General features: G+C 62.2%; 12 protein-coding genes. 8 read left to right on the top strand and 4 right to left on the bottom strand.

Features of this window, described 5'->3' with window-relative positions; all coding sequences use genetic code 11:
* Positions 1–10 precede the first annotated feature (10 nt).
* The 3 genes from NLY43_RS11340 to aceA form a co-directional block, all read right to left on the bottom strand.
* On the bottom strand, positions 11–472 hold the full coding sequence (locus NLY43_RS11340; RefSeq protein WP_023669317.1) for a response regulator: 462 nt from the start codon (positions 470–472) through the stop codon (positions 11–13).
* Between the two features lie 276 nt (positions 473–748).
* The gene (locus NLY43_RS11335) at positions 749–991 is read right to left on the bottom strand and encodes an SMc00767 family acetate metabolism repressor (RefSeq protein WP_023669318.1); all 243 of its coding nucleotides are present in this window, start codon (positions 989–991) and stop codon (positions 749–751) included.
* Between the two features lie 52 nt (positions 992–1,043).
* Positions 1,044–2,333: an isocitrate lyase gene (aceA, locus tag NLY43_RS11330; protein WP_023689327.1), complete on the bottom strand. Its 1,290-nt coding sequence runs from the start codon at positions 2,331–2,333 to the stop codon at positions 1,044–1,046.
* Positions 2,334–2,582: 249 nt separating this feature from the next.
* Between aceA and NLY43_RS11325 the strand changes: the two genes are divergently transcribed.
* The 7 genes from NLY43_RS11325 to NLY43_RS11295 all read left to right on the top strand — a co-directional run bounded on the left by NLY43_RS11325 (position 2,583) and on the right by NLY43_RS11295 (position 10,712).
* Entirely contained in the window at positions 2,583–4,010 is a 1,428-nt protein-coding gene (locus tag NLY43_RS11325) for a helix-turn-helix domain-containing protein (RefSeq protein ID WP_023681875.1), read from the top strand.
* A 150-nt stretch (positions 4,011–4,160) separates the two neighbouring features.
* Positions 4,161–5,060 (top strand): DUF2167 domain-containing protein, encoded by a 900-nt coding sequence (locus NLY43_RS11320; protein WP_031199417.1) that lies wholly within the window; start codon positions 4,161–4,163, stop codon positions 5,058–5,060.
* 161 nt (positions 5,061–5,221) lie between these two features.
* Positions 5,222–6,175 carry a DMT family transporter gene (locus NLY43_RS11315; protein WP_023711776.1) on the top strand — a complete coding sequence of 318 codons (954 nt, stop codon included), beginning with the start codon at positions 5,222–5,224 and terminating at the stop codon, positions 6,173–6,175.
* Between the two features lie 426 nt (positions 6,176–6,601).
* Complete coding sequence (locus tag NLY43_RS11310) at positions 6,602–7,699, top strand: polyamine ABC transporter substrate-binding protein (protein WP_023711775.1); 1,098 nt, start codon at positions 6,602–6,604, stop codon at positions 7,697–7,699.
* A gap of 83 nt (positions 7,700–7,782) precedes the next feature.
* Positions 7,783–8,922 carry an ABC transporter ATP-binding protein gene (locus tag NLY43_RS11305; protein ID WP_023697298.1) on the top strand — a complete coding sequence of 380 codons (1,140 nt, stop codon included), beginning with the start codon at positions 7,783–7,785 and terminating at the stop codon, positions 8,920–8,922.
* Between the two features lie 9 nt (positions 8,923–8,931).
* Entirely contained in the window at positions 8,932–9,897 is a 966-nt protein-coding gene (locus NLY43_RS11300) for an ABC transporter permease subunit (RefSeq protein WP_031199416.1), read from the top strand.
* Complete coding sequence (locus NLY43_RS11295) at positions 9,894–10,712, top strand: ABC transporter permease (protein ID WP_023689320.1); 819 nt, start codon at positions 9,894–9,896, stop codon at positions 10,710–10,712. The genes NLY43_RS11300 and NLY43_RS11295 overlap by 4 nt, the downstream gene beginning before the upstream one ends.
* A 42-nt stretch (positions 10,713–10,754) precedes the next feature.
* Here the strand turns inward: NLY43_RS11295 and NLY43_RS11290 are convergent, their stop codons facing one another.
* Positions 10,755–12,608: an AsmA family protein gene (locus tag NLY43_RS11290; protein WP_023711774.1), complete on the bottom strand. Its 1,854-nt coding sequence runs from the start codon at positions 12,606–12,608 to the stop codon at positions 10,755–10,757.
* Positions 12,609–12,972: 364 nt separating this feature from the next.
* Here NLY43_RS11290 and NLY43_RS11285 point away from each other — a divergent pair, with 364 nt between their 5' ends.
* Complete coding sequence (locus tag NLY43_RS11285) at positions 12,973–14,943, top strand: acetoacetate--CoA ligase (protein ID WP_023711773.1); 1,971 nt, start codon at positions 12,973–12,975, stop codon at positions 14,941–14,943.
* The last annotated feature ends 209 nt before the right edge of the window (positions 14,944–15,152 follow it).

The raw sequence follows: 15,152 nt of genomic DNA, 5'->3' as shown, positions 1-15,152 counted from the left end.
CGGATTGCGATCAGCCGCGCCCGAGACTGATCAGCCGGTCGACCACCGGCTGCAGCCTTTCGGTGGTGATCGGCTTGGTTACCACCACATCGACCACGCTCGACAGGCCCAGGCTGTCGGGCGTGCCGGTCTTGGTTGAAAGCAGGATCACCTTGGGGAGCGACCGCCCAGATGTCCGCCGCAAGGCGTCGATGGCCGCCATCAGCGCGCGGCAGTCCTCGTTGTCGGGGCCGCCATCGAGAACGACGGCGCCCGGAATGAGGGTTCGCAATGTCTTGGCCGCCATTTCGGGCGACTCGGAGATCGGCTTCAGTCCGGACTTCTCGACGATCTTCGACACCACCACCCGGTTGATCGGCGATTTTCCAACGACCAGCACGTGGGAGAAATCCGTTGATATCTCGGAGTTCGCGTCCCTGCTTGACGAATTCAGATGTTTGGCGGTGTCGGTCTCGCGGTTCACAGGGCACATGGGCGGGGCGGGCACTCGGCGCTGCTTCAATGCAGGGTTGAAATCCGAGAGCCAATTGGCGTGAGATCGCCCGCCATGTCAAGCTGAAATGACGGACCTGCGAAATATAGCCGGAAATATTAAACCCCGGAGACAAGGTCTGTTTTCGAACTGTAGTTAAGTTTACGCTCAAAAGCAAAAGTCACCCGCGCTGAAAACCCGCGGGTGACGTTGAAATCGGCCAGTGAGCGGCGGGGTCCATAGGTTCCACAAGCACAAAGCTTCCGTTAGGGAAGATCAGCCGTGACTCTTCTGCGTGACGATCACCGGGATCAGCAGGTCGCCCCAATTGCCGTCGCCGCCATGATGCCGGGCCGAGCGCACCAGTTCCACCGAGACGCCGGCCTCCACTGCCTTCATCACCGATTGATTGAGCCGGTGCAGGTCGTTGGCCAGCATGCGGATTGTCGCCTGTTGGTCGACACTCATCGTGGTGGACTGCTCTTCTGCACGTTCCTTGACGCGGCTTATCGATGCCATTTTCTTCTCCCTTGCCCTTCGGGCGTTTCCTCTGTTGGTTATGTCGATCGGTTCATTCCGCTGCCGGCTTGAACTGGACGTGCTCGGTCGATTCATGCATGGCGGTGGTCGACGACTGGCCGCCGCTGATTGCCATCGACACGGCGTCGAAATAGCCGGTGCCGACCTCGCGCTGGTGCTTGGTCGCGGTGTAGCCGTGGACTTCGGCCGCGAACTCGGCTTCCTGCAACTCGGAATAGGCCGCCATCTGCCGCGCCTTGTAGCCGCGGGCCAGCTCGAACATGCCGAAATTGAGCTGGTGGAACCCGGCCAATGTGATGAACTGGAACTTGTAGCCCATGGCGCCGAGCTCGCGCTGGAACTTGGCGATCGTCGCGTCGTCGAGGTTCTTCTTCCAGTTGAACGACGGCGAGCAATTATAGGCGAGCAGCTTGCCCGGATGATGCCTGCGCACGCCTTCGGCGAATTTCTTGGCCTGCGCCAGATCGGGCTTGGATGTTTCGCACCAGATCAGGTCGGCATGCGGCGCATAGGCAACGGCGCGCGCGATGCACGGTTCGATGCCGTTCCTGACCTGGTAGAAGCCTTCAACCGTGCGGCCGGCATCGTAGTCGACGAAAGGCTGGTCGCGCTCGTCAATGTCGGAGGTCAGAAGCTTTGCCGCTTCCGCATCGGTGCGTGCCACGACTAGCGTCGGCGTGCCCATCACGTCGGCCGCCAGACGCGCCGCGTTGAGGTTGCGGATATGCGCGGCGGTCGGGATCAGCACTTTGCCGCCGAGATGGCCGCACTTCTTCTCAGAGGCCAGCTGGTCCTCATAGTGGACGCCGGCAGCGCCCGCCTCGATGAACGCCTTCATGATCTCGAAGGCGTTGAGCGGTCCGCCGAAGCCGGCCTCGGCATCGGCGACGATCGGCGCGAACCATGTGTCGACCGACAGGCCGTTGCCTTCCGAGGTCTCGATCTGATCGGCGCGCTGCAGCGTGCGGTTGATGCGCTTGACCAGTTCGGGCGCCGCATTGGCGGGATAGAGCGACTGGTCCGGATACATGGCCGACGCGGTGTTGGCGTCGGCGGCGACCTGCCAGCCCGAGAGATAGATTGCCTTCAGCCCGGCACGCACCTGCTGCATCGCCTGGTTGCCCGACATGGCGCCGAGTGCATTGACGAAGTCTTCCTCGTGGATGAGCTTCCACAGCCGGTTGGCGCCCATTTCGGCAAGACTCTGGCGTATCTGGACCGACCCGCGCAGCCGCTTCACATCGTCCGGCGAATAGGCTCGTTCGATGCCGTCGAAGCGGCCTTCGGGCGCGGATGGGACAAGATTGTAAAAATCAGTCATTGGTCACTCCAGATCAATCGATGCCAGTGTCTTGAAACGCCGCGCCCTGGGATGGTGTGCGTCGTCTGTGTGTGACATCATTTACATTGCGCCGCGACGAGAGCGAGGAAAACCGCCATTTCCGGTAGAAAATAAGAGAAAACCTGTGTTGTGTTTGACTGCTTGCCGCTGTAAGTCTGTCATAATTGTAAAAAGATGGTGCGCCGTTCATCGCTCGCAAGTCGTGTAAATTCCTGTCACGGAAAGCCGATGGCCGACCAGAAGATATTCGCCGGGCCGCGCATCCGCCGCATCCGCATCGCCAAAGGCCTGACCCAGACGGCGATGGCCGAGGGGCTCGGCATCTCGCCGTCCTATCTCAACCTGATCGAGCGCAACCAACGGCCGCTGACGGTGCAACTGATCCTGAAGCTGGCCTCTGTCTACAAGGTCGACCCGCATGAATTGCAGGGTGAGGCGAGAGGGTCGATCTCGGCCTTGAAGGAAGTGTTCGGCGACCCGCTGCTTGCCGGTGAGCTGCCGGGCGACCAGGAACTGATCGAACTGGCCGAGGCAGCCCCCAACGCATCGGCTGCGATGATAAAACTGTTTCGCGCTTACCGCGAGCAGGCCGAGCGGCTGTCCGATCTCAACGAGCTTCTGGCGCGCGAGGGCCGCGCCACGGCGCTGTCCGGTGCGCGGCTGCCGATCGACGAAGTGCACGAGATTTTCGAGCGCCGGCCGAACCATTTTGCAGCACTGGAGGAAGAGGCCGAGGCCTTCACCTCGATGCTCGACCCCGGCGACGATCTGTTCGGCGCGCTGAAGGCGTGGCTGAAGCGCGAGTATGGCATCGTCGTCAAGGTTCTGCCGGTCGCCACCATGCCGAACTGGCGCCGCCGTTATGACCGTCATTCGCAGCGTCTTTTTCTATCGGAGCGGCTGTCGCCGTTCGACCAGTTGCGCGAAGTCGCCATGGAGGCCTGCCTGATCCGCATGACGGTCGCGATCGCCGGCGAAATTCAGGCGCTGAAGCTCGGTACGGACGAAGCCCGCCGGCTCGCCCGCTTCGAGTTCGGCCGCTACGCCGCCCATGCCTTGATGATGCCCTATCAGGCCTTTCATGCCGCCGCCGTGCGGGCTCGTTACGACATCGATGTGCTGCGCTCGCGTTTCGGCGTCTCCTTCGAACAGGCGGCGAACCGCCTGACCATGCTGCAGCGTCCTGGCTTGTCCGGAGTGCCGTTCTTCATGCTCGAGGTCGACAATGCCGGCAACCGCTTCCGCAAGGCCGGCGGCCAGGGCTTTCCGCAAAGCCGCTTTGGCGGCGGCTGCCCGAAACTGCCGGTCCATGCCGCTTTCGCTTCGCCTGGCCAGATCCTGGTCGAGGCGGTGGAAATGCCCGACGGCGCCGAGTTCCTCTGCATCGCACGCACGCTCGAGGGGCCGCAGGGTTCGTTCTCCGAGCGCCCGCGCCGCACCGCGCTGCTGTTGGGCTGCGATATCGGCTTTCGCGACGAGAGCGTCTATGGCGCCGGGCTGCCGGCAAAGGCCGGACAGGGCGCCGCCACGCCGGTCGGTCCCGCTTGCCGGCTGTGCGAACGCATCGGCTGCCTCGCCCGCGCCGAGCCGCCGGTGACCCGTCCGCTGGGCCTGGACGAGATGGCGACGGGCCTGAGCGCCTTCGATTTCCAGTGATGCTTCTCGGGCTGGAGGTCGCGGAAGACCGCAGCTGTTTGCGCTAAGCAATAGAGCGCTGCCCGAACCGTCGCCGAACCAAATATTGATTAAGCATTGGCGCTGCGCTATCGAAGGTGAGCTGCAGGGCAGCCAAGGGGGGGATGGCTTATGAACAGGAAAGCTTTGTGGCTTGGCGTGGCGCTTGCCCTTTTGGCGGGGCCTGTTCTGGCAGAAAAATCCTCGGAATTCTTCAAGGACTATCAACAGTATAGTGACGACGGCAAGGCATTCCTGGACAAAATCGATCCAAAGACCGGCGCGGTCGACCTTCCCGAAGGCATCCATCTCGATCTCAAGGACAAGTTCTATTTTCTGGGCAAGAAGGACGCGACGTCCGTCCTGACCGAGGCCTGGGGCAATCCGCCTGATACCGCGTCCGAAGCAATCGGCATGATCTTCCCGGCCAAGTACGAGCCCATCGCCGGCAACGGTTGGGGCATCGAATTGCGCTATGAAAAGATCGGCCATGTCGATGACGCCGACGCCGCATCCATCGACTACACCGAATTGCTGAGCAGCATGCAGGCGGACACATTGTCGGCCAACGATCAGCGGGTGAAGGGCGGCTTTCCCCCGATCAAGCTGATCGGCTGGGCCTCGCCGCCGGTCTATGATTTCGTCCACAAGCGGCTGCACTGGGCCAAGGAGCTGCAGTTCGGAGACGATACCGTCCACACGCTCAATTACGACGTCCGTTTCCTCGGCCGGGAAGGCGTCTTCGTGATGAGCTACATCGCTACGGTCGAACAATTGCCGGAGATCAAGCAGAGCCTGGACGAAGTGCTGGGCGTGGCGGACTTCAACACCGGCAAGAAATACACCGATTTTCTGCCAGGCACCGACACGGTCGCCGCGGTTGGCATTGGCGGCCTCATCGCCGGAAAACTCGCGGCAAAGGCCGGCCTGATTGCGGTCGCGCTCATCGCCCTGAAAAAGTTCGGCATTCTGCTGCTGGTACCGTTGGCCGGTCTTTGGCGCTTTATCCGCGGCAACAAGGGCATGTCCTAGAAACGGCGGTGTTTGCCCGTATGGCTGCCGGTTGGCGGTGCGCCAAAGGGAATGCCGGGCTGGATCACGTCCGGGGGTAGCCTATGCGCTAGGCGAATACGGCACGTTTCTGTCGTCCATTGTGCATCATGCCGCCCCGAGATAGCCGACAGTCGCACCTCATGACCGATACCGCATCTTCTCCAATCGCCGCACCGCCGATCGTCTCGCCGCGCGAAGAGCGGGTCGGCTTGCTGCTGGTGTTCCTGTCGGCGCTGATGTGGAGCTTTGGCGGCACCATCGCCCGCTTCATCGACACCGCTGACAGTTGGACGGTGGTGTTCTGGCGCTCGCTGTGGGCGGCTTTGTTCCTGATTTGCTTCATGGCCTGGCGCGACGGCTGGCGCGGCATGTTGCGGCTGTTTCGCGACATGGGCCTGCCCGGCCTTGCCGTGGCCGTCTGTTTCGCCACGGCATCGACGTGCTTCGTTGTCGCGCTCGCCTACACCACCGTTGCCAATATCCTGTTGATGCAGGCCGGTGTGCCGCTGCTGGCGGCATTGCTTGCCTGGGTGCTGTTTCGCGAACGCGTCGCCGTCGCGACCTGGGTGGCGATCGCCGCCGTCATCGCCGGCGTCGCCATCATGGTGTCGGAATCGCTCGACGGCGCCGTATCGCCCATCGGCGACGGGCTGTCGCTGCTGATCGCCGTCATGTTCTCGATTGCCACCGTCATCACCCGGCGCTTCGCCCATGTGCGCATGACGCCGGCGACGTGCCTCGGCACGATGCTGGCAGCGGCTTTCGCCGCATCGCAAGCCACGCAGTTTGCCACGTCGGCCCACGACATGGCTTTCCTGTTTGCCTTCGGCGTCATCAATCTCGGCCTGGGCCTTGCCTTCTTCGCCACCGGCGCGAGGCTGGTTCCGGCGGCGATCGCAGCACTCCTCGGCACGTTCGAGCCGATCATCGGACCGATCTGGGTCTGGCTCGTTCATGGCGAGGTGCCCTCGGTGCGCACCATCATCGGCGGCGCGGTGGTGGTCGCCGCGCTGCTCGTCCATATCGCGCTTGAATTCAAGCGCCAGGCGAGGCCTGCACGGCCGGGGACCACTGGCCTGCCATCCCCTAATTGACCCGCCTTTCCCTTGGTTGAGCCCGTCTTCCCTAATTACACCCGTCTTTCCCCAATTAGCGAAGCCGCACGCCCCTATTGACCGAGCTTCCCCGCGCGGGCCATTGACAACCTTGCTGCGGCACGGGCAGGCTGGGGCACGGCAACAACAAGACAGGCTTATCTTGCCAAGTGTCCCCGCCGGTCGGACCAAGACCGGACCACAGCGTCGTATCCCTGCCAGCGCCGCGGCGAAAGCCTCTGACGGCGTCACCGCGCCCGCCATGCGGGCACACAGAGCCATCATCTGCCGCTCGTCGAACCGCCCGGACGGCGCTGGCAGTTCATGCTTGTGGCTGCCCGGAAAGCTCAATACTCTGAAGCAAATGCCCAATCGCGCTCGAACAGCGACGACTTGGCGAAGGAACACTCATCAAAGGAGAACAGCATGATCCGCAAAGCGCTCTGGCTTTCGGCAACCTCGGCATTTCTGACGCTTTTCGCCGTTGGCGGCCATGCCGAGAATCGCGTCGTCAACGTCTTCAACTGGTCGGATTACATCGACAGTTCGATCATTGACGACTTCACTAAGGAGACCGGCATCAAGGTCGTCTACGACACCTTCGATTCCAATGAAATCCTCGAAACCAAGCTGCTTGCCGGCGGCAGCGGCTATGACGTCGTCGTGCCCAGCGGCAACTTCCTGGCCCGCCAGATCCAGGCCGGCGTGTTCCAGAAGCTCGACAAGTCGAAGCTGCCCAACATTTCCAACATGTGGGACACGGTTTCGGAGCGCACCGCCAAATACGATCCGGGCAACGAATATTCGATCAACTACATGTGGGGCACGGTCGGCATCGGCTACAACATCAAGAAGGTGAAGGCTGCACTCGGCACCGACAAGATCGACAGCTGGGATGTGTTCTTCAATCCCGACAGCCTGGCCAAGCTGAAGGACTGCGGCGTCTATGTGCTGGACTCGCCGGCCGACATCATCCCGGCGGCGCTCAAATATCTCGGCCTCGATCCGAACAGCACCTCACCTGACGACATCGCCAAGGCCGAGGAGACGTTGCTGAAGGTGCGGCCGTATATCCGCAAATTCCATTCGTCCGAATACATCAATGCGCTCGCCAACGGCGATATCTGTTTGGCGGTCGGCTGGTCGGGTGACGTCTTCCAGGCACGCAACCGCGCGGTCGAGGCCAAGCAAGGGGTCGAGATCGGCTATTCCGTGCCCAAGGAAGGCGCCCAGATGTGGTTCGACCAGATGGCGATTCCCGCCGATGCGCCGCATGCCGCCGAGGCACTCGAATTTCTCAACTACATGATGAAGCCGGAAGTGATCGCCAAGTCGTCCAACTATGTGCTGTATGCCAACGGCAACAAGGCTTCGCAGCAGTTCGTCGACAAGGCGCTGCTGGATGATCCGGCGGTCTATCCGGACGCCGAGACCTTGAAAAAGCTCTATACGGTCCAGCCCTACGATCCCAAGACCCAGCGCCTGATCACGCGCAGCTGGACCAAGATCGTCACCGGCCAGTAAGCAATGCGACATGGTCCCGGCAGCCACCTGCCGGGACCATTCTTCTCTGGGGCAAGAAGCAAAAAAATAGGACGGAGTGGGACATGAAATCGCTTGGCAGCATCCGCAGGGATTTCGCGCCATGGAACGACCCGAACGCCAAGCCATATATCCAATTCGAGAACGTCACCAAGAAGTTCGGTGACTTCACCGCCGTCAACAATCTGTCGCTGACCATTTTCGAGCGCGAGTTCTTCGCCCTGCTCGGCGCGTCGGGCTGCGGAAAGTCGACGTTGCTGCGGATGCTTGCCGGCTTCGAGGAGCCCACCGCCGGCCGTATCCTTCTCGACGGCCAGGACTTGCGCGGCATCCCGCCCTACCGCCGCCCGGTCAACATGATGTTCCAGTCCTATGCGCTGTTCCCGCATATGAGCGTGGAAAAGAACATTGCCTTCGGCCTCAAGCAGGAAGGCATGCCGGGACCGGATATCGAAAAGCGCGTCGCCGAGATGCTGAAGCTGGTGAAGCTAGAGCAGTTCGCCAAGCGCAAGCCGCACCAATTGTCGGGCGGCCAGCGCCAGCGCGTCGCGCTCGCCCGCTCGGTTGCCAAGCGGCCAAAAGTCTTGCTGCTCGATGAGCCGCTCGGCGCGCTCGACAAGAAGCTGCGCGAGGAAACGCAGTTCGAGCTGATGGACCTGCAGCAAAATCTCGGCCTTACCTTCGTCGTCGTCACCCACGACCAGGAAGAGGCGATGACCATGGCCGACCGCATCGCCATCATCGACAAGGGCGAGGTGATGCAGGTGGCGACGCCGGCGGAAGTCTATGAGGCGCCGAGCTCACGCTTCGTTGCCCACTTCGTCGGCAATGTGAACATGTTCGAAGGCAAGGTCGCCGAGCGTGCGGCAAACACCACGCGCATTACCGGCGCGACAGGGGCCCAGATCGTCGTCGAAAACAGCACCGATACAAAGGCCGGTTCCGACATCGTCTTCGCCATCAGGCCGGAGAAGATCAAGGTGTCGTCGAAGAAACCGGCCGACGCAGTCAATGCGCTTGAGGGCGAGGTCTACGACGTTGCCTATCTCGGCGACATGACCGTCTACCACATCCGGCTGGATGACGGCCAGATCATCAGGGCAAGCGCGCTCAACGCGGCGCGAGTCACCGAGGACCCGCTGACCTGGAACGACCGCGCCTGGGTCTCCTTCCGGCCGGATGCCGGCGTCGTGCTGACGCGGTAGGGGGCGGGCATGTCCAACATCGCCATCACCGGCACCGGCCCATCGACAGCGGCCAAACCGTTTCTGACACGGCTCGGCGCCGGCTTCGTCAGCCGGCTCGTCATCATCGTGCCCTATCTCTGGCTGCTGTTCTTCTTCCTCATCCCGTTCATCATCGTTTTCAAGATCTCGCTGTCGCAGACGGCGATCGCCATGCCTCCCTACACGCCCGTGCTCGATTTCAGGGACGGCATGTCCGGTTTCTTCGCCGGCTTCCGCGAACTCAACTTCGACAATTATACCTTGCTGGCGCAAGACGCGCTTTACTTCAAAGCCTATGTGACCAGCGTCATCATCGCCGCGATATCGACGGTCCTTACGCTGCTCGTCGGCTACCCGATCGCCTATGGCATGGCGCGTGCGCCGGCAACGATCCGCCCGACCTTGATGATGCTGGTGATCCTGCCGTTTTGGACGTCGTTCCTGATCCGCGTCTACGCCTGGATTGGCATCCTCAAACCTGAAGGCCTGCTCAACCAGCTGCTGCTCGCCACCGGCATCATCGACGAACGCTTGATCATTCTCAACACCTACTATGCGATCTTCATCGGCATCGTCTATTCCTACCTGCCATTCATGGTGCTGCCGCTCTATTCCTCGCTGGAAAAAATGGATTATTCGCTGATCGAGGCGGCCAAGGATCTCGGCTGCCCGCCGACATCAGCCTTCTGGAAAATCACCTTCCCGCTGTCGCTGCCCGGTGTCATTGCCGGCTGCCTGTTGGTGTTCATTCCCGCGGTCGGCGAGTTCGTCATTCCCGACCTGCTCGGCGGATCGCAGACGCTGATGATCGGCAAGACGCTCTGGAACGAATTCAACAGCAACCGCGACTGGCCGGTATCGTCGTCGGTGGCGGTGATCCTGCTATTGCTGCTGATCGTGCCGATCATGCTATTCCAGCGAGCCCAGGCGCGCGCCCAGGAGCAAGACAAATGAACACCAGCTGGAGCCGCTTCAACGTCACCTCGGTCGTGCTGGGCTTTGCCTTCCTCTATCTGCCCATCGTGCTGCTCGTCATCTTCTCCTTCAACGAGTCGAAGCTGGTCACCGTCTGGGGCGGCTTCTCGACCAAATGGTATGCCTCGCTGTTCCACAATCAGGGGCTGATGGACGCCACCTGGGTGACCGCGCGTGTGGCTCTCATCTCCGCCACTGTGGCAACCGTGCTCGGCACGCTGGCGGCACTGACCTTGACCCGCTACACCCGCTTCCGCGGCCGCATCCTGTTTTCCGGCATGGTGTTTGCGCCGCTGGTCATGCCGGAAGTCATCACCGGCCTGTCGCTGTTGCTGCTGTTCGTTGCCGTCGGTCTCGACCGTGGCTTCCTGACCGTGACGCTTGCTCACATCACCTTGACCATGTGCTTCGTGGCTGTCGTCGTGCAGTCGCGCCTGGTGTCGTTCGATCGTTCGCTGGAAGAAGCTGCCTTGGACCTCGGCGCAACGCCGGTAAAGACCTTCTTTCAGATCACGCTGCCGGTCATCATGCCGGCCATCGTCTCCGGCTGGATGCTGGCCTTCACCCTGTCGCTTGACGACCTGGTCATCGCCTCCTTCACCTCCGGGCCTGGCGCCACCACGCTGCCGATGAAGATCTACAGCCAGGTGCGTCTCGGCGTGACGCCGGAAATCAACGCCGCCTGCACCATCCTGATCGCCGTCGTGGCGGTAGGCGTCATCATCGCTTCGGTCGCCAACAAGCGGCGTGAGGTGCAGCGCCAGCTCGACGAACAGGCCGCGCAGCGCGGTTGATTGCGTCAAACGAGGGATAGGGCGGTCCCGGTAAGGGTCCGGCTATTCGCCTGAGACGCCGCGGCTGATCGGCGAGATGAACGGCGTGCTCCAGGTGCCGCCGACGAAGAATGACGACTGGTTGGATCCCTGCTGGCCATTGACCGGTGCCGCTGCCGGGTCGGCCTGGGTGACACCGCCCGACAGCGCCAGCCCGCGTCCGCCGTAAGAGGCGATGCCGGACAGCCAGACCTTGTATTTCGCCGAATTGGCCTCGGCCTTGTCCAGCCTTGCCACACCCTTCGAGATGGTGGCCTTGAGCTCGGCGCCGTCCATCGGCAGTGTCCCGTCCGAGACGTCGTCGAGCGCGAAGAAGCCGCCCTGTTCCGTGTGCTTCAGAAATGCCGGCAAATTGAGCCCGCTCAGCGCGCCCGGCCCGAACGTCGCAGAGACCGAGCCGTCCGCGTTCTCGAAGATCGAGTCCCAGGATTTGCCCGGCCCTTTGAGAATGACCGAGACAGTGCCGGTGCTGGCCGGCACCAGCCGCGTCATTCCGGCCGCGGTGCCGAAAGCGGCGCCGTCAATGTCGGAGGCGAGCAGCCGGATCTCGACCTGCGAGCCCTCCGGTTTGCGGTCGAAACGCAGGCTGCTTTGCACGTTGCCGCCAAAGGCCGACGCATCGGAGATATCGAAGACGGCAAGCCCGTTCTTCACCTGCGCCGTGGCGGCGACGTCGGCAAGCTGGATTGCGCCGGCCGAGGCATGTGCCGCTGACAGCCTCAGATCGAGATTGATCCGGTCGGCGAAGCTGGTGTCGATTTCGCCGGGACCGGTCTCGCCGGTCGGCGCCAGCGGCGTGAAGGCCGAAAACAGCGACCTGAGGTCGAGCGTATCGAAGGCGAGTGTGCCTGATATCACCGGCAAGGCGTCGCCGAACGAAAAATCCAGCGCCCCCATTCCCGGGTTGTTGTCGAGCGTCACCGCGGTGTTTTCGAATTTGACGCGGCCGGCGGTCGCCGTGATCTTGCTCGAAATCGAGACCGAACCGATCGCCGTACCAGGAGCAATGCCGGCCTGCGACCATTCCAGCACGCGCCGCAGCGAGGGCGCGGCGAATTTCGCCTGGCCATCGAAATAGGCGTTTTGCGACATGCTGGCCGTGCCGTCGAACGAGAAGCTGGCCGGCGCTGCCTTGAACGAAAACGTGACCGGTGCGGCGCCGCCGGCAAACAGCACCAGCGGCTTGGGCGAGGCGGCATCGACGGTGACGCTCTCGCCGCGCCAGATTCCGGTCGCCGACAAGGTCGCGTTGCTGTTCATCGCTGCCCAGCTCGCCTGGCCGGACAGGCTGGTCAGCAATTCGACGTCCTTGCCGCCGACGGAGGCGACCATGCGGCCGTCCCTGAATTCCACGTTGCCGAACGGATCGGCGGGCAGCTTGCTCAGATCCGGCTTCGTCGGATCGGCGTTGACCACGCCGCGCGCCGTGTCGATGGAGCGGGTGATGCGTCCGCCCGTTGGTATGGCGGGCAGGAATATGCCGTTTGCGGCGCGCTGGACCCGGATCGTCGGCCGCACCAGCCGCGCCGTCGAAAACACCACATCGCCCTGCAGCGCCGCCATGGCCGAAAGGTCGACCTCGACCCGTTCGGCCTCGATCACCGGCGGCGCGTCGGTCTCGGTCCACTGCGACAGCGTGACGTCGCTCAATATGGCGCGGAACTTCGGCCACACCTCGATGCGCGGCGAACCGGCGATGGTGACCCTGAAACCGCTCCACGCGCTCATCTCCCAGGCGATGCGATCGCGCACGATCCGGGTCGAGGCAAACAGCGGCAGAGCGGCGACGACCAGCGCGATGACGAGCACGGCAACGCCGATCGCCCATATTCCGCGCCGGATCAAAGGTGATGGCATATTGCCCCGGTTGCTTTCATTCCGATAAACGCCTGACGGGTGTAACCGCCAGTCGTCACCACGCCTTCCAGCCGTCACTACGACTTAGGGCTGAGGCATTTCAAGTCTTTATGGCCCGGCGATGGCAATTGCGCACATATGGCCGAGTTTAGCGGAACAAAATCTTGCTCTGCCGCACGGTGGTAGGCATAAGCGATGCAGCTTCAGCCTGTTACGAGGCGCGGCGTTTTTGGGACAGCGGCGCCTGTAAAGCTGAGGCTAGTGCATGTCGCCCGGAAGAGTGCAGCGGTTCCGGGACAACGACGTGCATCAAAACAAAAGCATATCTATCTTGCGACGCGACGGGCTTCAAGGAGGATCGATCATGGCTGCCGAAGCACCGCTCTGGACTCCGACGCAAGAGCAGATCGACGCAGCACCACTGACCGCGTTCATGAAGGCAGCAGCGGCCAAAAGCGGCACATCCTTCACCTCCTACGCCGACCTGCACCGCTGGTCGGTCGAGGATCGCGAAGGCTTCTGGAGCCTGCTGTGGGACTTTTGCGGCATTGTCGGCGACAAAGGGACCGATGCGGGCGAGACCGTGCTCGTCGATGGCGACAAGATGCCCGGCGCATCGTTCTTTCCCGAAGCGACGCTGAACTTCGCCGAGAACCTGCTGAAGAAGACCGGTTCCGGTGACGCGATCGTCTTTCGCGGCGAGGACAAGATCGAGCGGCGGCTGTCGTGGAGCGAACTGCACCAGCTGACCTCGCGCTTTCAGCAGCTTTTCCTGTCGCTCAAGGTGAAAAAGGGCGACCGCATCGCGGCGATGATGCCCAACATGCCGGAAACCGTCGCCGCCATGCTGGCGGCCGCCTCCATCGGCGCGGTCTGGTCGTCCTGTTCCCCCGATTTCGGCGAGCAGGGCGTGCTCGACCGTTTCGGCCAGATCGAGCCGGTCATATTCATTGCGCCGGACGGCTATTGGTACAATGGCAAGGCAATCGAGCTAGCCGACAAGATCGCTGCCGTTGCGGCGAAGCTCGAAACCGTCCGCAAGGTCCTGATCGTCGACTATCTCGGTACCTCGCGCGATATCGCAGCGATCATCGACAAGGCCGTGGCGCTCGAAGAGGCGCTGTTACCCTTTACCGCCAAAGCGGTCACGTTCGAGCGCCTGCCGTTTGCGCATCCGCTCTACATCCTGTTTTCGTCAGGTACCACCGGCATTCCCAAATGCATCGTCCATTCGGCCGGCGGCACGCTGGTCCAGCACGTCAAGGAACACCGGCTGCATGCCGGGCTCGTCGAAGGCGACCGCTTCTTCTACTTCACCACCTGCGGCTGGATGATGTGGAACTGGCTGGTGTCGGGCCTGGCCTCTGGCGCCACGCTGCTGCTCTATGACGGCTCGCCCTTCCACCCCGACGGCAATGTGCTGTTCAGCTTCGCAGATGCCGAGAAGATGACCTTTTTCGGCACTTCGGCCAAATTCATCGATTCCGTACGCAAGGCCGGGCTCAAGCCGATCCGCAGCCATGATCTGTCGTCCGTGCGGGCGATTTCCTCCACCGGCTCACCGCTGTCGCCGGAGGACTTCCGCTTCGTCTATGACGGCATCAAGAAGGACGTGCATCTGGCCTCGGTTTCCGGCGGCACCGACATCGTCTCCTGTTTCGTGCTCGGCGTACCGACGCAACCGGTCTGGACCGGCGAGATCCAGGGTCCCGGCCTCGGCCTTGCCGTCGATGTATGGGACGATGACGGCAAGCCGATCCGCGAGCAAAAGGGTGAGCTGGTCTGCACAAAAGCGTTCCCGTCGATGCCGATCGGCTTCTGGAACGATCCTGACGGCAAGAAATACCAGGCCGCCTATTTCGAGCGCTTCGACAATGTTTGGTGCCACGGCGACTTCGCCGAATGGACCGCGCATGGCGGCATGATCATCCACGGCCGTTCCGACGCGACGCTCAATCCGGGCGGTGTGCGCATCGGCACGGCGGAGATCTACAATCAGGTCGAACAGATGCCGGAAATCCTTGAGGCGCTGTGCATCGGTCAGGATTTCGACAATGACGTCCGCGTCGTGCTGTTCGTGCGGCTGGCCGCCGGCGTGACGCTGGACGAGGATCTGGAAAAGCGCATTCGTTCCAAGATCCGCAGCGGCGCCAGCCCGCGCCACGTGCCGGCAAGGATCGTCGCCGTCAGCGACATTCCGCGCACCAAATCGGGCAAGATCACCGAGCTTGCAGTGCGCGACGTGGTGCATGGCCGCGCCATCAAGAACAAGGAAGCGTTGGCCAATCCAGAGGCGCTGGAGCTGTTCAGGAACCTGCCGCAGCTGGCTGAGTGACGCGGCCGGGATGGTTAACCAGATATGTCGGTCGAATTTACCTAGATTTCATGAGTGGTACACATTCGTAAATTTTTTGGACGGCCGGTAAGGAGTTGTTAAGGCCCGGCGTCGATAGTCGCACGTAACTTGAGGGAGAAATCCCGTTCCTCGTCCCCTGAGGATCAGATTCGCTCAAGCCCCCGTTGTGACAGCAAATCCCATCTAAG

This window comes from Mesorhizobium sp. C416B (assembly GCF_030323165.1).
In the GTDB taxonomy this organism is placed as follows: domain Bacteria; phylum Pseudomonadota; class Alphaproteobacteria; order Rhizobiales; family Rhizobiaceae; genus Mesorhizobium.
The sequence above is the reverse complement of the archived record's forward strand: the minus strand, read 5'-3'. Positions and strand labels throughout refer to the sequence as shown.

Bases quoted from the DNA above. Each gene is read 5' to 3' on its own strand.
- NLY43_RS11300 (WP_031199416.1), top strand. From the start codon at position 8,932: ATGTCCAACATCGCCATCACCGGCACCGGCCCATCGACAGCGGCCAAA.
- NLY43_RS11290 (WP_023711774.1), bottom strand. From the start codon at position 12,608: ATGCCATCACCTTTGATCCGGCGCGGAATATGGGCGATCGGCGTTGCC.
- aceA (WP_023689327.1), bottom strand. From the start codon at position 2,333: ATGACTGATTTTTACAATCTTGTCCCATCCGCGCCCGAAGGCCGCTTC.
- NLY43_RS11285 (WP_023711773.1), top strand. From the start codon at position 12,973: ATGGCTGCCGAAGCACCGCTCTGGACTCCGACGCAAGAGCAGATCGAC.
- NLY43_RS11295 (WP_023689320.1), top strand. From the start codon at position 9,894: ATGAACACCAGCTGGAGCCGCTTCAACGTCACCTCGGTCGTGCTGGGC.
- NLY43_RS11335 (WP_023669318.1), bottom strand. From the start codon at position 991: ATGGCATCGATAAGCCGCGTCAAGGAACGTGCAGAAGAGCAGTCCACC.
- NLY43_RS11320 (WP_031199417.1), top strand. From the start codon at position 4,161: ATGAACAGGAAAGCTTTGTGGCTTGGCGTGGCGCTTGCCCTTTTGGCG.
- NLY43_RS11315 (WP_023711776.1), top strand. From the start codon at position 5,222: ATGACCGATACCGCATCTTCTCCAATCGCCGCACCGCCGATCGTCTCG.
- NLY43_RS11305 (WP_023697298.1), top strand. From the start codon at position 7,783: ATGAAATCGCTTGGCAGCATCCGCAGGGATTTCGCGCCATGGAACGAC.
- NLY43_RS11310 (WP_023711775.1), top strand. From the start codon at position 6,602: ATGATCCGCAAAGCGCTCTGGCTTTCGGCAACCTCGGCATTTCTGACG.
- NLY43_RS11340 (WP_023669317.1), bottom strand. From the start codon at position 472: ATGTGCCCTGTGAACCGCGAGACCGACACCGCCAAACATCTGAATTCG.
- NLY43_RS11325 (WP_023681875.1), top strand. From the start codon at position 2,583: ATGGCCGACCAGAAGATATTCGCCGGGCCGCGCATCCGCCGCATCCGC.